Raw genomic sequence first — 19,381 nt, forward strand, 5'->3', positions numbered from 1 at the left:
TATTAAATCTATAAAAATTGTTAAAAACATAGAAGACTCTTATAAAAATGTAAGTTTTGGCCGTAAATACACTACTAAAATGATATTACTTTAAAAAAATCATTATGACAAATATAACCTTATCCTGCATTGTTCAAAAAGAACAAATTCCCTCTTTACAATTTTCAAAAAAGGAAGTTCTTAAAAATCCTAAAAAGAAAGCTTTAAGAGCCCATTATTTAAATAGAGCTGCTCGCTTGGGCAATCTTCTTAAAAATAAAGTTCATATTTATTTTAAAGATAGCAACGACAAACTCATGCGCGTACATACGACCATCTGGGCCATCACTACGGATGCTGTTATCCTGAAACAAGGCGTAATCATTCCCAGAAACAGTGTTGTTTACGTAGACTGATCCGTTCTTTAAATCTATTTAAAGCGTTTCAATGTTTCTTTGGTGAATTTGGAAAGTACCAAGCGGCCGCTTATTCCTGCACGTTCCAATAATAAAGTATCCCAATCTTCGGTACCTTTCCAAAACATTTTTTTCATTTCTGCCATGGCCTCAGGGTTATAACTGCATAGGTTTTCCGCAAATTGTTGCACAGCGGTATCCAATGCTTCCGTGTCTTCAAATACTTGCGTAAATAGGCCTTTTGCCTTTGCCCATTCGGCAGGGTAAAAGCTATTGGCATCTATGGCAATTTGCGACATTCCGCTCAATCCTAATTTACGTTCCACGGCCGGCCCGACAACAAAAGGACCGATGCCAATATTAAGTTCACTTAATTTAATGGCAGCATAGGAAGAAGCCATACAGTAGTCGGTTGCAGCAGCCAATCCTACACCTCCTCCAACGGTTTTTCCTTGGATACGCCCAATGACAAATTTTGGGCATTTTCGCATAGCATTGATGACATTGGCAAAACCCGAAAAGAAAACATGACCTGTGTCTTCATCATTGATCGCAATTAACTCTTTAAAACTAGCTCCTGCACAGAACGTACGATCACCACCACTCTTCAAGACAATCACTTTGATTTCTTCATTTTCTCCAGCTGCGGTTATGGTCGCAGCCAGTTTCGCTAGAATATCGCCTGGCAACGAATTATGTGCTGGATGGAAAAATTCTATATATCCAATTCCATCTACAATTTCCTGTTTAACGTAGGGGTCACTCATGATTCTATTTTTGATTGTTGATTATTGATTTTGAGCATTGTAATTTCCAAAATCGCCAATCGTTTATTGTATTGAATAGGTTTTATTTTTTTTAATAATATGTACATCGATTTTAAAGCAGTCCAAATTGCTCAAAATGATGATTCAAATGCTTGCGTTCCAACAAATAGGTCTCATACTTGTTCAATTCTCCAAAGACGGCATTTTTCACTATTGCCTCCGGCCTTTCCTTAAAAAAGGCCAAATAACTTTCCCTCGCTTCCAAAAAAGCGGCTTTAGCCGTTTCCAGATCAGGGTGTTTAGGAATGGTCATTGTACTTTTTTCTGCCAAGGGAAACTCATAATTCGGAGGCATTTTTTCATAATTGTACAAGGTGTTATGTACTTTTTCCAATATCTTTTCTGGCGTTACAATCTCAAAATCTTGAATTTCTCCGGCGCAGATTTTATAATTAAACTCCAAGTGTTCCAACATCAATTGAGGTGTTAGCGTTCCCCATTGTGCTTTATTTTCCGTTGTTAGTTTAGCCAAGCAAGATGCAATGGTTTCCGCGGTCATTTCCACAAAGGTCGTCTGTTTTTTCTGGACCATGGTCAAAATGGTAGCTACCGCCACCAATTCGTCTTCCACATCAAAGACCTCAACAAACCACTTTACAATTCCACTGGGGTGCTCGGCACTGGCCACATCCCGATCTACTTTTTGCTTACAGGTCAAGCGCACATAGACGGTATCATTATGATAAATAGGGCGTAAAAAACGACAATCTTCCAGACCATAATTCGCGGCTACAGGTCCTTTGTTCGGGTATACGAACAATCCTGCAGCTGCCGCCAAAATAAAATAGCCGTGCGCGGTTCGTTTTTCAAAAATACTTCCCTCCAAGGAGGTAATATCGGTATGGGCATAAAAATGATCCCAGGTCAGGTTGGCAAAATTAACGATATCTCCATCGGTTATGGTACGCTTATGCGTTTTTAAAGACATTCCTGCTTGAATATCTTCCCAATGATAGGCAAAAGGATGTTCATCTATTTCGGTATAGGCACTATTGGCCTGGTATATTCCTGTTACGGCGGTCAAGGTGGTTGGGGACCCCTGCACAGCGGTACGTTGAAGGTAGTGCTTAATTCCCCTTAAACCTCCCATTTCCTCACCTCCTCCGGCACGTCCCGGACCTCCATGCACCAAATTGGGCAGCGGAGATCCATGTCCGGTACTTTCTTTTGCACTTTCCCGGTTCAGGACCAAAATACGCCCGTGATGGCTTGCTGCATTTACCACATATTCTTTTGCTATGGCATTGTCATTGGTTACAATAGAGGAAACCAATGAACCTTTTCCCATTTGGGCCAAAGTAATGGCTTCTTCGAGGTTCTTATAGGGCATTAGGGTACTTACCGGACCAAAAGCTTCTCGTTCGTGAGCTATCGTATTCTTAAAAGGATGGTCTTCGCGCAATAAAATTGGACTGATAAAAGCTCCTTTTTCCGCATCGGCGCCTACCGTCTCTATACGGTCCAAACTTCCATATACAATTTGTGCTTCTTTAGCGATATCGGTCACACTTAAACGTACGGCCTCTACTTGTTGTTTGCTAATCAAAGAGCCCATGCGGACTTCTTTTAATCTAGGATCTCCAATAGTTACTTTATCCAATTGTTTGCCCAGTGCTATCTGTACATCTTCCATATACTTCTCTGGAACAATGATACGTCTTATGGCCGTACATTTTTGGCCACATTTAACGGTCATTTCTTTACGCACTTCTTTCACAAAAATATCAAACTCAGGAGTTCCCGGAGCGGCATCTTCTCCCAAAATGGAAGCATTCAAGGAGTCAGCCTCCATCGTAAATGGCACCGCTTCCTGTATCAACTGTGGGTGTGCTTTTAGAATACGTCCGGTAGCAGCAGAACCCGTAAAAGTAACCACATCTTGGGATTGTACAGTGTCCAAAATGGTCCTAACGGTACCATTGATGATCTGTAAGGCACCTTCCGGAAGAATTCCCGAAGCAATAATTTCTTTGGCCACAGCTTCTGCCAAATACGAAGATGAAGGAGCGGGCAATACCACAGCGGGTACTCCTGCCATCCAGTTCACCGCGCATTTCTCCAACATTCCCCACACCGGAAAATTAAAGGCATTGATATGCACTGCAACGCCTTTTTTGGGCACCATAATATGGTGGGCCATAAAGCGCCCTCCCCTAGAAAGGTCTATAGGTTCCCCTTCTACATCATAGGGTTGATTAGGGAAAAGTTTCCGAAGGGAAGCGTTGGCAAAAAGATTCCCAAAGCCACCTTCAATATCGATCCAGCTATCTAGTTTGGTGGCTCCTGTTCGGTAACTGACTTCATAAAATGCCGCTTTTCGCTTGGTGAGATATAAGGCCAATTTTTTGAGCATATTTCCCCGCTCTTGAAATGTCATTTTACGTAATAGCTCGCCTCCCTTAGTGCGACCATAATTCAATATCTCCGGAATATCCAATCCTTCAATAGCGATATTTCCGATTACTTCCCCTGTGATGGAATCGTAAATTGGTGCTCCTTCTTCTGTTCCTTCGGTCCATTGACCGTTCACATAATGCTGTATTTTTTTCATATATGCTTTTTTAAGCCATTATTCTAAGAATCCTCCCTGTTATTTTTCCTTCAATGGATTTCACATAGCCATCTACTACTTTGCGCATAGGTACGGGTGTATTTCCCGGAAAATAATCTTTGTACTTTTCATAGGCATCTTCCACCAGATCGGCACAGACCGCATTGATGCGAATATTGTTTTCCAATTCCAGCGCCACTGCTTTCACAAAACTATGGATTCCCCCATTCACCATAGCAGCACTAGTTGTCATATCCACAGGATCATCTGCCAAAATCCCTGTTGATAAGGTAAAAGAACCTCCAGGATTTAGATAGGACTGACCAATACGGACAACATTTACCTGTCCCATGAGTTTACTCTTAATACCAATATAAAAATCTTCTTCGGACAGCTTCTTAAACTTATCCCATTTTGCATCTCCAGCAATAGCGACAATGGCATCCACTTTTCCTATTTTTTCAAACATTTTTTCAATGGAAGATGCCGAAGAAAAGTCTACCTTGACATCTCCTGAGTTCCTTCCTGCTATAATGAGTTCATGTTTTTCGGATAAGCGCTCGGACACCTTCTTTCCAATGGTCCCATTGCCTCCAATGACCAGTATTTTCATAAGCTCTCCTCTCAATATTAAACGCGTTCAATAATTGCCGCATACCCTTGACCTACGCCAATGCACATAGTTACTAAGGCATATTTCTTTTGTTGTTCTTGAAGTTCCAAGGCTGCGGAATAGCAGATTCTTGCCCCAGTAACGCCTAAAGGGTGTCCTATGGCAATGGCTCCTCCATTGGGGTTCAATCTTGGGTCATCATCCGCCAAGCCCCAAGCACGCGTACAGGCCAACGCCTGAGCCGCAAAGGCTTCATTAAGTTCTATGACATCCATATCGTCCATCGTAAGCCCTGCTTTTTCCAAAGCTTTATTGGCAGCTTGCACAGGCCCTATTCCCATGATTCGGGGTTCAACACCAACAACGGCAGAACTAAGAATCTTGGCCATTGGGGTCAGGTTATATTTCTTTACCGCGTCGGCAGAGGCAATAATTGTTGCCGCAGCACCGTCATTCAAACCAGAAGAATTCCCCGCTGTGACACTTCCCCCTTCTTTCTTAAAGGCAGGACGCAGTTTTACCAAAATTTCTTTGGATGTAGCTGGTTTTATAAATTCATCTTGAGCGAATTGAATGGGATCTTTTTTACGTTGCGGGATTTCCACGGTCACGATTTCCTTAGCCAAGCGACCACTTTCCTGCGCTTTGGTTGCCTTCATTTGACTCCAATACGCAAATGCATCTTGATCTTCTCTGGAAATTCCAAATTTCTCCACTAGATTTTCCGCGGTATTTCCCATACCATCCGTGCCATACAATGCATGCATTTTTGGATTGATAAAACGCCATCCAAAAGTGGAATCGTACATTTTGGAATCTCCTCCAAATGCCGTGGAGGGCTTCGCCATTACGTAAGGTCCTCTTGTCATATTTTCAACACCTCCAGAGATAAACAGATCTCCATCTCCAGCTTTAATGGCCCTGTTGGCATGAATAATGGCCGATAGACCAGAGCTACATAGGCGATTGACGGTTTCCCCCGGTACGGTAAACGGTAAGCCGGCCAATAAAAGACTCATACGGGCAACATTTCGATTATCCTCCCCTGCTTGATTGGCACATCCCATGATCACATCGTCATAGGCTTCTTTGGGAATCCCCGGATTCCGCTTTACCAATTCTGCGATCACAATAGCGCCCAAATCATCTGTTCGGACTGCCGATAAGGTCCCTTTGTAATTTCCAATAGGTGTACGAACACCGTCAATAATATATGCTTCTTTCAAAATCTTACCTTTTTAACTATAAAATAACGCCGATCTGCATCTTGTCACTTTATGGATTTTATTATCTGTCGTTTTTATTCCTACTTTCTTGTGTTGCTATGAATTTTGTGTTTCTATTTACAAAATCCGCCATTTATGCTTCAGTTTCCCAGTCCTTATTGGTTCGAAATACCACTCCTTTGAACAAGGCTACCAAATCTTCACCCCGCTTCACTTCAATAACGTTAAAGCCTACTTTGCGCTTTACTTTTTCAATCACAGATTCTGCCGTGATCACATCTCCCTCTTCCAAAGCCTCAATATGATTGATGGATGTTTCAATGGATACTGCATATTTCCCATGGGTATTGGCTGCAAAACCAAATGCAGTATCGGCCAAAGCATAAGTTATGCCACCATGGGCCTTCCCCATACTGTTCAGCATTTCTTTTCGGATAACCATCTCCAATTTGCATCGGCCCAATTCGCATTCCAAAATACGCATTCCCAACCAGGAACTATACGGATCTTGGCTTAGCATCTTATGTGGTATGCGGTCTGGTGACAAAAATTTATTTTTCTCCATTCAATCCTATATAGTATTTGAGTTATTGTGTTTTTGAATCATCTGTTTTTGCCTTTCGAATAATTTTTATAAGAGGTAATCATTTTGGATAATCCCGTTATCATACGCCTGTTAATTTCATCTTACTCCTGCGTAATAAACCCTTTAATTCTTCAAACTTGAAATAATATCTAGATTGCTCCATATCTCTATACTCCAACCTCAAACCTTAAATCTTTCTCTTTCATTTTCCGCAATAAAGGACTGCAGCGATAGCGATCTTCATGGTATTCATCGTACAGTTTATCCAAAGTGGCAACGCACCAAGGGATTCCTTTTTCATTTGCCCAAGCCAATAATCCCTTGGGGTAATTTACCCCTTTTGTCATGGCATTATCAATATCAGCTGCCGAAGCAATATTTAAAAATAGGGCATCGGCCGCTTCATTGATCAGCATTGCCAATACACGATCCAAAATACCCTGCAGCAATGCACTGTCTTGGGAAGTTTCACTTTCATCAATGACAATGCGGCCATTTTCATCATAAGTATAATAACCTCTACCTGACTTTCTACCTAAATAACCAGCTTCTGCAAAGCGTTTCTGCGTAAATGCCGGTTTGTATCTTGGATCAAAATAAAAGGCAGTGAATACCGTTTCGGTAACCGTATAGTTTACATCGTTTCCAATAAAATCCATCAACTCGAAGGGGCCCATTCGAAATCCACCCAAGCTTTTCATGGCATGATCTATGGTAACAAAATTCGCTATCCCTTCCTCATATATGCGCAAGGCTTCCCCATAAAAAGGGCGTGCTACCCGATTCACGATAAACCCTGGTGTATCCTTTGCAATAGCCACCACTTTTTTCCAATCCGCAATAGTTTGCACAGAGAGATCCAATACTTCCTGTGATGTTTGGATCGCAGGAATGACTTCTACCAACTTCATCAAAGGTGCCGGATTAAAAAAATGAATCCCCACACAACGCTCAGGACGTTTTAAAGCTGCGGCAATAGAGGCGATGGACAAGGAAGATGTGTTTGAAGCTATTATAGCATCCTCTGAGACATAAGATTCCAATTCGCGAAAAACCTTCTGTTTAATATCAAGGTTCTCAATAATAGCTTCAATAGTCAAATCGGCATTTGCCAGGCCTTTTAAATCCCCAACGTATTCAATATTGCCTTGAATCCTAGCTTTCTCATCGGCATCAATACGTCCTTTTTCCACTAAACGAGATAATATTTTTTCCAAAGCGGCTTTACTCTTGTTCAAGGCTGCCTGATTGGTATCGTATACCTTTACATGACATCCGGCCGTGGCAGCCACTTGAGCAATTCCGCTTCCCATGGTTCCAGAACCTATAATTCCTACATTGTTAATTATTGATTGTCGCGCTGTCATTTATAAAATTAAGATTTTAATGTATGTTGATGCTGTTTTAATTCCTATGGCAAAACAGCCCTATGCTTATTCTTTTTCTTTCTTCAAGGATATCAAGTCGTTTGAAGGCATGACTTAAAAAGGCAATTTTGCCAAGTCTACATTTCCACCGGAAACCACAATTCCTATTTTTTTATTTTTATAGGCCTCTTTATGCTTTAGTAAAGCAGCAAAAGGCACGGCACTTGAGGGTTCCACCACAATTTTCATACGTTCCCATATCAGCTTCATGGCCGACTTAATTTCTTCCTCTTCTACCCGAATTATTTTTTCCACATGCTTCTGAATAGTGGGAAAGTTACGATCTCCCAAATGTGTTCGCAGGCCATCTGCAATTGTATTTGAGGTTTCATTGACCTCTATTTTTCCGGAAATCAAGGAACGATACGCATCATCTGCCTCCGAAGGCTCTCCTGCCACTACTTTACAATTGTCCGCAAAATAATATGCTGCCAAAGCTGTTCCCGCCAACAATCCACCACCACCAACAGGGGTAAATATATAATCCAATGCGGTTTGCTCTTCCAAAAGTTCCATAGCCGCAGTGCCCTGCCCATAAATTACCTCATCATCATTGGATGGGTGTAGAAAAGTAGCCCCTTTTTCGCTTTGTATTTTTGCCGATACACGTTCTCTATCTTCAATGGTAGATGGACATTCTATGACTTCCCCGCCGTATCCTTTTACTGCATTTTTTTTTACTTCAGGAGCATTTTCGGGCATGACGATATAGGCTTTCACTCCTAAACTTTTGGCGGCTAGGGAAACCGCCTGCGCAAAGTTCCCCGAAGAATGGGTCACTACCCCTTTTTGTCGTTGTGCATCGGTTAAACACAGAATGGCATTGGCCGCCCCACGCATTTTAAAAGCCCCCATTTTCTGGAAATTCTCGCATTTAAAATATACTTGGGCACCGACCTTATCGTTCAGTATGGTTGATGTTAACACTGGTGTTCTATGGATATAGGGCTTTATCCGGTTGTGAACTGCTAATAGTATTTCTTTATTCATAATACTTGAAGTATTCGTAGCATTACGACTTTATCGTCCTTTAAATTCCGGTTTTCTTTTCGCTATAAATGCAGCAACTCCTTCTGCATAATCCTCTCCTTGTGCCGCTTCAATTTGATGTTTGGATTCCAATGCCAATTGTTCTTCCAAAGTATTGGTCATAGAAGCGTTCAATACTTGTTTTATGGCTCCTAAAGCCTTGGTAGGCATTTGGGCCATTTTTTGCGCTAATTTTTGAACGGCACCCTTAAAATCCTCAGAAGAAACATAGGTATAGATCATTCCAAGACGTTCGGCTTCTTGAGCACTGATTTTATCTCCCAAAAGCATGAAGGCAGATGCCTTTTGAAAACCAATAAGTCGGGGTAAGAAAAAAGTCCCCCCACTATCCGGAATCAATCCAATTTTACTGAACGCCTGAATAAAACTGGCTTTCTCATCTGCAATGACCACATCACAGGCCAAAGCAATATTGGCTCCCGCACCTGCGGCCACACCATTCACAGCGGCAATAATAGGTTTGGAAATAGCGCGAATCCTAGTGATAATTGGATTGTAATGTTCTTCCAATATCTTTTTGAAACCTGGGTTTAAATCCGGGGACGTCACTTCCTTTAAATCTTGACCTGCACAAAAGGCTTTTCCATTCCCCGTTAAGACAATCGCCCTTACTTCAGGGTCGGCTTCACAGGCATCTAAGGTTTCTTGTAAACGTAAGGCCATTTCTCTATTAAAACTATTGAACACTTCTGGTCTGTTCAAACTAATAGTGGCTACTCCCTGTTCCATGTTCAAGAGAATTGTATTGCTACTCATGCTTGTTCTTCTATTGGTATTGTTCTTTAATTTCCCCCTTGCACTCGCGGCAAAAGGATATTTTTTATTCTAATTTCTATTTCAAACATTTAAAATAATCGAAAGGCTCCAGGCAATCCCCACATTGGAACAAGGCTTTACATGCCGTAGAACCAAATTGACTCACTAAACTCGTATTCTCACTACCACAGTTGGTGCACTTTACAATTTTTTTGTTCCCCAACAAGGCGGCTTTATCGGCCTCTTCTTCCAAGGGGGCTGCAATCCCGTATTCCTCTAAGGCAGCACGACCTCTTGGCGTAATCCAATCTGTAGTCCATGCCGGGCTAAGTACCAGTTCTACTTCGGCTTGATAGCCTTCATTTTCCAAAGCCGATTTAATATCATCTCCAATGACATCCATTGCCGGACACCCACTATAGGTTGGGGTTATCTTTACCTTTACAATACCGCCTTCTTGTTGTGCTGCACGCACAACACCCATATCCATAATGGACAATACAGGAATCTCCGGGTCTGAAACTTTTTCCAGAATCGGGATGAGTTCACTATCTATTTCGGTGATTCCCCTCATCTTAATCTTAAGATTTTATGCGTATTGATATACTGCCGAAATACCTTTTCCGACATCGTACATCAACATTACCATTCCATATTGGGATATGTTCGCTGCATATATTGCAGATCGCTGAGCAAATACCCCATATGCTCTGTATGCACTCCTTTTTTTCCTCCTTTTTGAAACCATTGATTTTCGGGAACAGTCAAAGTAGCTTCTTCCAAAAGTGCAGTGACATTGGCATAATACTCTTGTTTTAGTGCTTTGACATCTACCCCTATACCTTCCGTTATCATGGCTTCCTCGGCTTCAGTCGTTTGAAAAAATTCATCCGTATACGTCCACAAATCATTGATGGCCTGCTGTATTCTGGAATGACTTTCTTCCGTACCATCTCCCAAGCGCTTAATCCAATCCGATGAAAATCGATAATGATAACTAACTTCTTTTATTCCTTTTCTCGCAATTGCAGCCAATACTTCGTCCTTACTTTCTTGTAGTCTTTTTACAAAAAGAATATGAAAGGCATCAAATAAAAACTGACGCGCAATGGTATAGCCGAAATCGGTATTGGGCTGTTCCACTAAAAGTACGTTGATATATTCCCGTTCTTTTCTTAAAAAGGCGATACTATCTTCCGTGACATCGCCCCCAGCCACCTTTGCGGCATATTGAAAATAACTGCGGGTTTGCCCCAAAAGATCCAAAGAAATATTGGTACAGGCGATATCTGTTTCCAAATTTGGGCCATGACCGCATAACTCGCCCAAACGCTGTCCCAAAATAAGGCTATTGTCCGCTATTCCCAGGATATATTGATATAGATTTTCTTTCATTTCACTTAAGATTAAAGTTGAATTCGAAATCGAAGTTGAAGTTGAAATCGACATTCTTATTTCATGTTCAACTTCATATTCAAGAGTCTTACATATGCTTTACCTCATCGGGCAAATCATAAAAGGTAGGGTGTCTGTATACCTTGTCCTGTGCTGGCTCAAAAAGCTCTCCATTATTTTCAGGATTGGAGGCCGTAATATTACTGGATTCTACCACCCAAATGCTTACCCCTTCATTTCTTCGCGTATACACATCCCTGGCATTTTCCAGAGCCATTTCGGCATCTGCCGCGTGCAAACTTCCAAAATGACGGTGTTCCAGTCCATTTTTACTTCGTACAAATACTTCCCAAAGTGGCCAATTTTTTTTCATAAAAATCACTATTATGCAATACCAATGCTTTTAGATTACTTCTTTTAATTTTCGTGCTTCTTTCTTGTCTGCATAGGCCATGGCGGCATCCCTTACCCAGGTTCCGCGTTCCCATGCACCTACTCTGGCGTTCATACGCTCTCGATTGCATGGACCATGTCCTTTTACCACCTGCCAAAACTCATCCCAGTCAATTTCACCAAAATCATAATGCCCTGTTTCTTCGTTCCATTTTAAATCCGGGTCAGGAATCGTAAGTCCTATAAGATCTGCCTGAGGAACCGTTTGATCAATAAATTGTTGCCGGAGTTCGTCATTGGTTTTACGCTTCAATTTCCATTTCATGGATTGGGCCGTATGTACAGATTCGGCATCTGTTGGCCCCAACATCATTAAAGAGGGCCACCACCATCTATTTAGGGCATCCTGTGCCATTTCCTTTTGTTCCGGTGTTCCCTGAGCCAATTTCATCATAATCTCAAAACCCTGACGTTGGTGAAAACTCTCCTCTTTACATACTCTGATCATTGCTCTGGCATAAGGCCCATAGGAGGTACTGCACAAAGGTACTTGATTGATAATTGCTGCACCGTCCACAAGCCAGCCAATAGCCCCCATATCTGCCCAGGTAATGGTTGGGTAATTAAAAATACTGGAGTATTTGGCTTTGCCCGAATGCAATTGTTCATACAATTCCTCCCTTGAAATTCCCAAAGTCTCACAGGCGCTGTATAAATAGAGGCCATGACCTGCTTCATCCTGAACTTTGGCCAGCAGTGCCACTTTACGCCGCAATGAAGGTGCTCTGGTAATCCAGTTCCCTTCGGGCAACATTCCGATAATTTCAGAATGTGCATGTTGGGAAATTTGCCGAATATGGGTTTTACGATACTTTTCGGGCATCCAATCCTTAGGTTCGATCTTCTCATCACGTGCAATACGCGCTTCAAATAACTCTTCGAGATTCTTAATTTGTTCGTCGCTCATATCGAATACATTTTAAGGAAAAAATGATGAAGTGTCGCCATCGACAATGGCTTTTCCCCAGCATTCCTGACCTGTTATTTTTTATACATCAAAATCAACAATAACTTTCTCCGTTGTCGGCACGGCCTGACAACTTAATACAAGGTTATTTCTAACCTCATCCTCTTCCAAGGCATAATTCACCTTCATTTCCACGGCTCCTTCCATAACCCTACACTTACAGGTACTACATACTCCACCTTTACAAGCAAAGGGTAAATCGGCACCCGCAGCCAAGGCTCCATCTAAAATATTGTCATGGGCATCTTCCATAGTAAAGTGAAATTCCTTTCCTCCATCAATAATAGTTACTTCCGTGCCCTCTGCCCGTTTTTCAAGAACTTCCGCTACTTTCTCGTTGGAAACAGCATCATCTCCGGAAAAGAACAGCTCGTAGTGAATTCTTTCTTTGGATAACCCCTTTGCTTCCAGATGATCCCTAATTAAGAAGATCATCTCTTTGGGTCCACAAATAAAGCAACTATCGGTATCTGCTACATCAATGAAATTATCGGTCAATACATTCAATTTCTCTTCTGTAAAACGTCCGTTGAACAGTGGGCTATCCCGTTGTTCCTTAGTGAGAAAATAAAAAATTTCCAACCTCCCGAAATAGGTGTTGCGCAATTGCTCGATCTCTTCCTTAAAAACAATGGATTTTACACTCCGATTGAGATAGAATAGCTTAAAAGTACTTTTAGGCTCTAAAGATAAATGCGTTTTTATTATAGATAAAATAGGAGTAATTCCACTACCTGCAGCAAAGGCAATATGGCTCTTAGCCTTGTCCGACTCCACATCAATATAGAAGTTCCCCGAAGGTTCCATGATCTCCAATATGTCCCCAGATTTCAGTTCCGTATTGGCATAGGTAGAAAACAGACCGCCATGAATTTGCTTTACGGCCACTTTCCATTCATTATCCACCGGACTGGAACATAACGAATACGACCTTCTCACATCTTCCCCATTGATTATTTTCCGTAAGGTAAGATATTGTCCTTGGGTAAAAGAAAAAGCTTCCCGCAGTTGTTCCGGAATATCGAAGGTAAGTACGGAACAATCATCAGTATCCTTATAGACTTCTGCAACTCTTATTTCATGAAAATCTGACATAAACTATCTTCTATTGCTTAAACCGCAAAACTAACAATTGTTAGTTTTTCATGCAAATTTACAAAATTAATTGTGAACTAGGTGTTAATTCCGTTGATCAACACTTCGCTTAAACGCTCTGCGAGTTCCTCGGTTTCCAATCCTCCTTTCTTCGGAATCCATAGGTACAGGGATCGCAAAGTGGACAAAATAGAGAACAATATGATTTCTGGATCCGTATCGATGATGTTGCCATTGACCATACCTTCCTTAATGATTTTTCTAAAATCTTCTTCATAATCCGAGCGCAATTGCAAATAATAATCCAATTGCCCTTCCAAGTGCATCCAATCATTGTTTAAACAAGCCATTTGCTCCGTATTGTTCCCAGCTATCTCCACATGCAGGGACACCACTCGCTTTAATTTTTCCAGATTGTCCACCTCGGCCGACTTTATAGTCGCTATTCCTGTTGTAAACTCCTCCGCCAACGCAATGATAATATCTTTAAGGATATCTTGCTTGGAGGTGATGTGATTATAAAGACTGGCCGCTTTTATGTTCATGACTTTAGCAATATCCCGCATAGTCACAGCACTATATCCCTTAGCTTTAAAGAGTTTTGCAGCTGTCTTAATAATTTCTTCCTTTCTAGTCTCCATTTTCATCTTTCTAAAATATAACTATTCCATGGCAAATGCTAAAATAATACGAACGCTTGTTCGTATGCCCCAATTAATCCGTAATTTTGCCCTTAAAGTAAAATTGCTGCCTACTGTCATGGAGACTATAGAATCTAATCCGTTAATCGATAGATTACCACCACATTTAAAACAGTTTATCAAGCCACAGAATTATGAGGATTATTCCCCTATAAATCAGGCGGTTTGGCGCTACGTCATGCGCAAAAACATCTCCTATCTTACTACAGTGGCACATGAGTCTTATGCCCATGGCATTGAAGTTACCGGAATCTCCATTGACGCCATTCCCAGTATGTATGGTATGAATCGTATTCTAAAAGAAATTGGTTGGGCCGCCGTAGCGGTTGATGGGTTTATCCCGCCAAATGCTTTTATGGAGTTCCAGGCGTATAAAATTCTGGTGATTGCTTCGGATATCCGACAATTGGAAAATATAGCCTATACCCCTGCTCCAGATATAATTCATGAAGCTGCAGGACACGCTCCCATCATAGCCAATCCGGATTATGCCGAATATCTCAGGCGTTTTGGGGAAATTGGGGCCAAAGCGATATTGTCGGCACATGATAATGAAGTATACGAGGCCGTGCGCAAATTATCCATCTTAAAAGAAGCTCCGACCTCTACTCCTGAAGAAATCGATGCTGCGGAAAAAGAAGTGCATCATCTTCAAAACAAGAAAGTCCCCCTGTCTGAAATGGCCAAAATCAGAAATTTGCATTGGTGGACCGTAGAATACGGATTGATCGGTACCGTAGACAATCCTAAAATATACGGAGCTGGCCTATTATCTTCTATTGGCGAAAGCAAATGGTGTATGACGAAGGAAGTGGAAAAAAGACCCTATTCCATTGATGTTGCAGAACAGGAATTTGATATCACAAAACCACAGCCCCAATTATATGTCACCCCCGATTTCTCCTATCTTATGGAAGTCTTGGAGGAATTCTCCAATACTATGGCCTTGCGCAAAGGTGGTTTCCGAGGGTTGCAGAAACTCATTGATTCCAAAAAAACAGGAACGATCGAATTAAACACCGGGCTCCAAATTTCCGGGGTTTTCACCCAAATGATCACCGACGAGGATAATAATGTGGTATTTTTTAGAACGGAAGGCCCCACAGCATTGGCCAATCGCGAAAAAGAATTGATCGGGCATGGGATAGAGGGACATTCCCACGGATTTAGTTCTCCTATTGGAAAATTAAAAGGCATTAATCTGGCTATTGAAAATATGGGACCTCGCGACTTGAAGGCCTATAATTTTTATGATAACAAACGTATCTCTTTTGAGTATGAAAGCGGCATTGTTGTAGAAGGCCTAAATATCACAGGAATTCGAAATATCAATGGAAAATTGATTTTAATTCAGTTTGAAGACTGCACGGTGACTTATAAGAATGAAATATTGTTCAAACCAGAGTATGGCACTTTTGACCTAGCTGTTGGATCTTCTATCGTATCGGCATTTGCAGGGGCAGCGGATTATCGATCTTTCCATGAATTGTATCATGTTTCGGATACAAAAACGGTGAAAGTGCGTAAAGATGAGGCCACCCTAGCTCTGGAATATATGTACCAACAAGTTCGTGATTTACGGGAGTCCGAAAAAATGGAAAGTGCGGTATTAAAAGAAATTTTCAATGCGGTTCAAGAACAACACCCTAAGGATTGGTTGCTCTCCGTAGAATTGTTTGAATTGGCAAAACAACTTGGCCAGGAAGACTTTGCATCGTCCATTCTAGCGCATTTGGAAATGGTAAAGAAACAGCATCCGAATTTGGCAGGACTCATCAATGATGGACTCGCCCTTCTTGACGATCAAAAAGAAGTACGCACTACCACTTCCTGATCCCGTTTGGATGGTCAAAGGTTGTAAAAGCAGGAAAAACAACATTAAAAAAGGACCCCTAGATTCTCTTAATCAATTCGTTTTTAGAACTTAAGACATTACCTGTCTTTAGAAAAACATTTTAAAATTTAACATCTCCAAGCTTTAAGCCTCCTCATTGGCTTTGTTCCCATAAATTCCTTACCTTTTCACAAAAAAAGTGCGCATTTTAATGAATGCCAAAATTTGCTTACATGACTCATAGAAAGAAAGTACTCCTCTACAATCCCAAAGCTGTTTTTTTTGATATGCCTCTTGCCTTACTGGCCATTGGTTCTGTTCTAGACCCAAAAAAATACGAGGTCATAATTGTTGATGGGCGCATTGATGAAAATCCGATAGCCTTGTTACAACAACACCTAACCGATGCCCTGTGTTTTGGAGTTACTGTAATTACAGGAGCTCCTATAAAGGATGCATTGGAAATCTCAGAAAAAGTAAAAACATTGGCCCCCGAACTTCCTGTTATTTGGGGTGGGTGGCACACTGCGCTTTTTGCCACACAACCCATTGAAGAACATAGGTTCATTGATATCACCGTACAGGGACAGGGCGAAGATACTTTTAAGGAATTGGTAGATCGTTTAGACACCAACACTTCATTGGAAGGATTAAAAGGTATCAGTTTTAGAAATGGGGAAAAAGCCGTAAAAAATCCTCCAAGATCTATTGTAGATATGGATTCCATGCCAAGAGTAAATTACGACCTTATTGATGTGGAAAAATACTTTGAGAAAAAAGGGAAACGCCAGTTCGATTTTATTTCTTCCATTGGCTGCTTTTTCCGATGCGCCTTCTGCGCTGACCCCTTTGTATTCAAACGCAAGTTTTCGGCCATATCTCCAAAGAAGATGATAGAAGATCTTGTCTATTATCATGACAAGTATAAGTTTGATGATCTTAATTTTCAAGATGAAACTTTTTTTACCTACGCCAATCGAATAGAAGAATTTTGCACTGAACTCATTGCCAGCGGACTTAAATTCTCTTGGGCGGCCACCATGCGTGCCGATCAAGGAGAGCGACTTTCCGATGAGGTATGGGAACTTTCAAAAAAATCGGGCCTTAGAAGATTATTGATCGGGGTAGAATCTGGATCCCAGGAGATGATGGATTGGCTAAAAAAAGATATTAAACTTACCCAAGTCTTTTATTGTGCGGACAAGTGCAAGGATTTGGGCATCGACGTTATTTTCCCATTCATTGTTGGCTTTCCAAACGAAACTCCTGAAAGTGTAAATGCAACAGTGGATGTGGTTAAAAAATTGGGTAGTAAAAGTCCAGGTTTCCAAACTCCTATTTTCTATTTTAAACCTTATCCCGGGTCTCAAATTACTCAAGATGTAGTAGCCCAAGGATACAAACTACCTGAAACCACAAGAGAGTGGGCCGATTTTGATTATATAGGTTCTTCCGGACCTTGGGTAAGCAAGGAAAAAGAACGTTTTTTTGAGGCATTTAAGTTTTACATGAAATTAGGGTATGGAAAAAACAGGGGTGCCATTTTTTATGTCTTGCGAAAATTAGGACAATGGCGCTGTAAAAAGGATCTTTTTAAATTCCCGGTAGAAAAGTTTATCATTAATCTTTTACGACCTGAAAAACAGTTATCCTAACACAAAACAGCACCCAAATGCCCTTTGGACACTATTCTAACCTTTAATGGAATCTAAGAAATAAGAATTAGGGCCTAAGTGTATTACCCTCCTCTTCCAAAAATTTCTCTAGGTCCGTAATGGTTCTATCCTTGTATACCAATTTCCAGTCCATGGAACTGGTCAATATATAATATTTGGATAACTCTGCAATAAATCGGTCTTGGGCATTTTTCAGCAAGGAAGAAGCCTCAACTTTCTGTCTTAAGGAAGCGGTTACATTTTCTTTGATGGCATTGTAGTCTTCAGCTTTAAAAGGATTGAAGTAGTCTGCAGTGACATCATAGTACTTAAAATCCGGATAAATTTTAATTTCTGCTTCAGGAATACGTTTTAAGTAAACGGTTTTAGAAGCTTCCTCTATTACAATATCGGTTTTCTTTAAATCGAAACTAACTTGCGCCTCTGCGTTGACGACAACCAAAGCTTTCTTGTCGGCCCTGATCCAATCCCCAAACAAGGCTTGTGAATCTTTATAGGTATATACTTCAGAAAAATGCCCTTCGGTAACTACCAGTTTGGCCACCTGCTGCAATTGTTCTTGTAGCAACATGGAATTTTCCTGGAGGATGGTCTTGCGCTGTTGATAATCTGTACAAGAACGATAAATTAACATTGCAGTTACTGCCAATAAAATACCTACCCCTACTTTTTTCATTTGCTCAAATGTTACTAATTATCGGATCATAAATTCCTCTCTTGCAAAATTGGGAACGCATCTATCCGCCACCCATTCTCCTTAGCAAATTTAAACATCTCTTTCAGGGAAGCAATTTTTAGTTCCCCATCTTCGTTGCTTCCTCATCGCAGCATTGAAGTGATTTAGCCCTGAAACTCCAGAAAAGCATACTCTTCTTGAAGTCTTTTAATCTTTGTCCGAATCGATCGTATAAAATCCTGATGTTGTTTCGTTTCAGGGTTGAAAGGCCGATGTTGCAATCCTTTTTGAATAGCTCGCACTTCTTTCATAACGGGAAATGCAGTTTCCGAAATCCACACTTGCTTAAACTTCTCCCAAATATAATCTATGGCTACCGTATTGGGGTGTATCATATCAGCAGCATAAAAGCGATAATCCCGCAATTCGTCCATCATAATTTCATAGGAGGGGAAATAGGAGCAATGGTCATTCTTTGTGTGGTTCCCATTTTCCAATGCTTGGTGTAGACCGACGATTAAATGCCCCTTACTGCGTTGATTTTCCACAAATCCGTCTTTTAGATGCCGTACGGGAGAAACGGTAAATATGCACTGTGCTTTTGGATTCACCTTTCGGATATTCTCCAACATTCCTGTAATACTTGCAGTAATTTTATCTACGGAAACCAACTCCTTAGTAAAGTATTTCTGGGGCACTTTATGACAATTGGCCACAAACCCACCTGTTTCCTTGTTTCTATAGGCCCATGCGGTCCCAAGGGTAATGCATAGATGCGTGGCTTCCATTATTTTTTCATGAATGCGCTTCAATGCTTGGTTAAGGGAAGCTACCAATACATCTTGAGAGGCCGCACTAAGCTCAGAATGGGCGTCGTAACAATGCCAGCGTTCATTGAACAGAAAAGTCTCCTCTTCAGTATATTCTTTTTGTGCCAAAGCTCTTTCTATGACATTTTCAATGGCCAAAGGATGAAAAAGGATACCAAAAGGGTTGCAGGTATGCTGAAATTTATAATAGGCTAATTTTTCCCCAATATTGGTCACAAAACAAGAACCTAGTAACAACAGCTGACTGCCATAGTCAATCTGCCCTGCTTCTTGCTGTAACGGAATTTGGGTTTGTAATTGCATTCATCTGTATTTTCAAGGTC

The 19,381-nt window shown here is 41.1% G+C and carries 19 protein-coding genes; 3 read left to right on the forward strand and 16 right to left on the reverse strand.

The window, feature by feature from the left end:
• The first annotated feature begins 104 nt into the window (after window positions 1-104).
• Window positions 105-395 carry a hypothetical protein gene (locus tag ACEXOE_RS17535; protein WP_394750148.1) on the forward strand — a complete coding sequence of 97 codons (291 nt, stop codon included), beginning with the start codon at window positions 105-107 and terminating at the stop codon, window positions 393-395.
• A gap of 14 nt (window positions 396-409) precedes the next feature.
• Here the strand turns inward: ACEXOE_RS17535 and ACEXOE_RS17540 are convergent, their stop codons facing one another.
• From ACEXOE_RS17540 to ACEXOE_RS17605, 14 genes are all read right to left on the reverse strand, one after another.
• Window positions 410-1,162 (reverse strand): enoyl-CoA hydratase/isomerase family protein, encoded by a 753-nt coding sequence (locus tag ACEXOE_RS17540; protein WP_394750149.1) that lies wholly within the window; start codon window positions 1,160-1,162, stop codon window positions 410-412.
• Window positions 1,163-1,274: 112 nt separating this feature from the next.
• Complete coding sequence (paaZ, locus tag ACEXOE_RS17545; RefSeq protein WP_394750150.1) at window positions 1,275-3,773, reverse strand: phenylacetic acid degradation bifunctional protein PaaZ; 2,499 nt, start codon at window positions 3,771-3,773, stop codon at window positions 1,275-1,277.
• A gap of 10 nt (window positions 3,774-3,783) precedes the next feature.
• Window positions 3,784-4,386, reverse strand: a complete 603-nt coding sequence (locus tag ACEXOE_RS17550) for a short chain dehydrogenase (protein ID WP_394750151.1) — start codon at window positions 4,384-4,386, stop codon at window positions 3,784-3,786.
• A 17-nt stretch (window positions 4,387-4,403) separates the two neighbouring features.
• Entirely contained in the window at window positions 4,404-5,612 is a 1,209-nt protein-coding gene (gene pcaF, locus ACEXOE_RS17555; RefSeq protein ID WP_394750152.1) for a 3-oxoadipyl-CoA thiolase, read from the reverse strand.
• Between the two features lie 133 nt (window positions 5,613-5,745).
• The gene (locus tag ACEXOE_RS17560; protein WP_394750153.1) at window positions 5,746-6,177 is read right to left on the reverse strand and encodes a PaaI family thioesterase; all 432 of its coding nucleotides are present in this window, start codon (window positions 6,175-6,177) and stop codon (window positions 5,746-5,748) included.
• A gap of 188 nt (window positions 6,178-6,365) precedes the next feature.
• A complete protein-coding gene (locus ACEXOE_RS17565; protein ID WP_394750154.1) occupies window positions 6,366-7,565 on the reverse strand; it encodes a 3-hydroxyacyl-CoA dehydrogenase NAD-binding domain-containing protein in 1,200 nt (399 codons plus the stop codon).
• Between the two features lie 114 nt (window positions 7,566-7,679).
• Window positions 7,680-8,615, reverse strand: a complete 936-nt coding sequence (locus tag ACEXOE_RS17570) for a threonine/serine dehydratase (RefSeq protein WP_394750155.1) — start codon at window positions 8,613-8,615, stop codon at window positions 7,680-7,682.
• A gap of 30 nt (window positions 8,616-8,645) precedes the next feature.
• Window positions 8,646-9,431, reverse strand: a complete 786-nt coding sequence (locus tag ACEXOE_RS17575) for an enoyl-CoA hydratase-related protein (RefSeq protein WP_394750156.1) — start codon at window positions 9,429-9,431, stop codon at window positions 8,646-8,648.
• Between the two features lie 76 nt (window positions 9,432-9,507).
• On the reverse strand, window positions 9,508-10,005 hold the full coding sequence (gene paaD / locus ACEXOE_RS17580; RefSeq protein WP_394750157.1) for a 1,2-phenylacetyl-CoA epoxidase subunit PaaD: 498 nt from the start codon (window positions 10,003-10,005) through the stop codon (window positions 9,508-9,510).
• Between the two features lie 68 nt (window positions 10,006-10,073).
• On the reverse strand, window positions 10,074-10,826 hold the full coding sequence (gene paaC / locus ACEXOE_RS17585) for a 1,2-phenylacetyl-CoA epoxidase subunit PaaC (protein ID WP_394750158.1): 753 nt from the start codon (window positions 10,824-10,826) through the stop codon (window positions 10,074-10,076).
• 88 nt (window positions 10,827-10,914) lie between these two features.
• The gene (paaB, locus tag ACEXOE_RS17590; RefSeq protein WP_394750159.1) at window positions 10,915-11,199 is read right to left on the reverse strand and encodes a 1,2-phenylacetyl-CoA epoxidase subunit PaaB; all 285 of its coding nucleotides are present in this window, start codon (window positions 11,197-11,199) and stop codon (window positions 10,915-10,917) included.
• 30 nt (window positions 11,200-11,229) lie between these two features.
• Window positions 11,230-12,186 (reverse strand): 1,2-phenylacetyl-CoA epoxidase subunit PaaA, encoded by a 957-nt coding sequence (gene paaA, locus ACEXOE_RS17595; protein WP_394750160.1) that lies wholly within the window; start codon window positions 12,184-12,186, stop codon window positions 11,230-11,232.
• 81 nt (window positions 12,187-12,267) lie between these two features.
• The gene (gene paaE / locus ACEXOE_RS17600; RefSeq protein WP_394750161.1) at window positions 12,268-13,341 is read right to left on the reverse strand and encodes a 1,2-phenylacetyl-CoA epoxidase subunit PaaE; all 1,074 of its coding nucleotides are present in this window, start codon (window positions 13,339-13,341) and stop codon (window positions 12,268-12,270) included.
• Between the two features lie 77 nt (window positions 13,342-13,418).
• Window positions 13,419-13,982 (reverse strand): TetR/AcrR family transcriptional regulator, encoded by a 564-nt coding sequence (locus ACEXOE_RS17605; protein ID WP_394750162.1) that lies wholly within the window; start codon window positions 13,980-13,982, stop codon window positions 13,419-13,421.
• A 118-nt stretch (window positions 13,983-14,100) separates the two neighbouring features.
• Between ACEXOE_RS17605 and ACEXOE_RS17610 the strand changes: the two genes are divergently transcribed.
• Both ACEXOE_RS17610 and ACEXOE_RS17615 read left to right on the forward strand, forming a co-directional pair.
• A complete protein-coding gene (locus ACEXOE_RS17610; RefSeq protein ID WP_394750404.1) occupies window positions 14,101-15,876 on the forward strand; it encodes an aromatic amino acid hydroxylase in 1,776 nt (591 codons plus the stop codon).
• A 233-nt stretch (window positions 15,877-16,109) separates the two neighbouring features.
• The gene (locus ACEXOE_RS17615) at window positions 16,110-17,531 is read left to right on the forward strand and encodes a B12-binding domain-containing radical SAM protein (RefSeq protein ID WP_394750163.1); all 1,422 of its coding nucleotides are present in this window, start codon (window positions 16,110-16,112) and stop codon (window positions 17,529-17,531) included.
• A 67-nt stretch (window positions 17,532-17,598) separates the two neighbouring features.
• Here ACEXOE_RS17615 and ACEXOE_RS17620 read toward each other — a convergent pair whose 3' ends face one another.
• A complete protein-coding gene (locus ACEXOE_RS17620) occupies window positions 17,599-18,228 on the reverse strand; it encodes a DUF4230 domain-containing protein (RefSeq protein WP_394750164.1) in 630 nt (209 codons plus the stop codon).
• Between the two features lie 164 nt (window positions 18,229-18,392).
• Window positions 18,393-19,361 carry a GSCFA domain-containing protein gene (locus tag ACEXOE_RS17625; RefSeq protein WP_394750165.1) on the reverse strand — a complete coding sequence of 323 codons (969 nt, stop codon included), beginning with the start codon at window positions 19,359-19,361 and terminating at the stop codon, window positions 18,393-18,395.
• Between the last annotated feature and the right edge of the window lie 20 nt (window positions 19,362-19,381).

The organism is Spongiimicrobium salis, assembly GCF_043678055.1.
Lineage (GTDB): Bacteria > Bacteroidota > Bacteroidia > Flavobacteriales > Flavobacteriaceae > Spongiimicrobium > Spongiimicrobium salis.